The following is a 1768-nucleotide window of genomic DNA, read 5'->3' as shown; positions in this document are numbered from 1 at the left end:
CCCCATCTCTTTGGCCATGCGCATCGCACCTGCAATATTGATGCCGGTGGAACCGCCCATGCACAGCCCCTCTTCGGCCAGCAGATCGAAGATCACTGGCAGAGCTTCAGTATCGGGGATGCGGAAGGACATGTCGGGGGTCAGCCCGTCCAGATTGGCGGTGATCCGCCCCTGCCCGATCCCTTCGGTGATCGACGACCCTTCGGCCTTCAGCGCCCCTTCCGCATAGTGCCCGTAAAGCGCCGAACCGTCAGGATCTGCCAAAGCGACCTTCACGCCCTTCGGCTGCAGGGCCATCGCGACCCCGGCCAGCGTGCCGCCTGAGCCCACGGCACAGACGAAGCCATCGACCTTGCCGCCGGTCTGGTCCCAGATCTCTGGGCCGGTTGTTTCCACATGCGCCTGACGGTTGGCCACGTTGTCGAACTGGTTGGCCCAGATCGCGCCATTCGGTTCTGTCCTGGCAAGTTCGGCCGCCAAACGCCCGGAATACCGCACATAATTGTTCGGGTTCTTGTAGGGTGCGGCGGGCACCTGCACCAGTTCCGCGCCCGCGAGCCGGATCATGTCTTTCTTTTCCTGGCTCTGCGTTTCAGGGATGACGATGACCGTCCGGAACCCCATCGAGGCACCGACCAGCGCCAGCCCGATCCCGGTATTCCCCGCCGTGCCTTCGACGATCGTGCCGCCGGGCTTCAACAGCCCCTTCGCCACCGCATCGCGGATGATGAACAGGGCCGCACGATCCTTGACCGATTGGCCGGGATTGAGGAACTCGGCCTTGCCGAGGATCTCGCAACCCGTCTGCTCACTGGCCTTCCTGAGCCGGATCAGAGGGGTCTGACCGACAGCATCGGCGAGGTCGCTGGAAATACGCATGGTCGGTCCCTCCTGTGGCTCGCCCATACCTAGGACGGGCGCGGTCGGACCTCAAGCCCCGGCGGCAGCGCGGATACGGGCGCGGTTGCGGTCGAGCCAATAGGCGAGAAGCGCCAGAGGCGCGGTATTGGCCTCGCCGCTCTCGACCAGTTCCATCAGCGTAGCGAAGGGCACGATGTGGGACCGGATATCCTCGGCCTCGCCCTCCAGCCCGCCGATCCCGGCGGCATCATCAGGCAGATCGGCAATGCCGATATAGGTATAGAGGTATTCGGCCATCGCAGCGGGTGACGGGTAGTAGTTCAGCGCCGGGATCAGTTCGCGAAGATCAATCCCCGCCTCTTCCCGCGCTTCGCGCAAGGCGGCATCCTCGGGGCTTTCGCCACCATCGACGCGGCCTGCAATGGTCTCGATCAACCAGGATTGCGGATCGCCGCGCCCATGCGGACCCATGCGGAATTGTTCGACCAGCAGCACCCGGTCGCGGACCGGATCATAGGGCAGCACCACGGTGGCATCGCCCGAGATGAAGACCGCGCGATTGACCTCACGGCTCATCTCGCCGCCAAAGCGGCGGAAGGTGAGGTCGCTTTCCTCAACCGCAAAGTAATTGGCATAGACCTGCTTTTTGCGGGTCACGGACACATCGCCCGGTTCGGCGCGGCGGCGCAGCTGCAGTTCGGGCGCCTCCGCCTCGGCCCGCAGACGCGAGCCGCCGCGCATCAGCAATTGCGGATAGCGCGCATGGATTGCCGCCGGATCGCCCTGACCGAACAGCGCCATCGCGTCATGGGCAGTGGTCACCACCACCTCACCCCAGCGCGCCACCCAGTCGGCCAGCCGCCACGGCGCGCCGGGGGTCCATAGACCGGGATCGGGGAAATAGACC

Annotated in this window: 2 protein-coding genes; both read right to left on the bottom strand. The window is 65.1% G+C overall.

The genetic code is table 11. From position 1 onward, the window contains the following. A partial coding sequence (locus tag WBB85_RS21050) for a cysteine synthase A (protein ID WP_432640536.1) occupies nt 1–879 on the bottom strand: 879 nt, incomplete at its 3' end. A 51-nt stretch (nt 880–930) separates the two neighbouring features. Continuing rightward, nucleotides 931–1768: NUDIX domain-containing protein (locus WBB85_RS21045; protein ID WP_432640535.1), on the bottom strand; the 838-nt coding region annotated here is incomplete at its 5' end.

This window comes from Albidovulum sp., assembly GCF_049646345.1.
In the GTDB taxonomy this organism is placed as follows: Bacteria; Pseudomonadota; Alphaproteobacteria; order Rhodobacterales; family Rhodobacteraceae; genus Albidovulum.
Note: the sequence above shows the minus strand (reverse complement) of the source record. Positions and strands in the feature narration are given on the sequence as shown.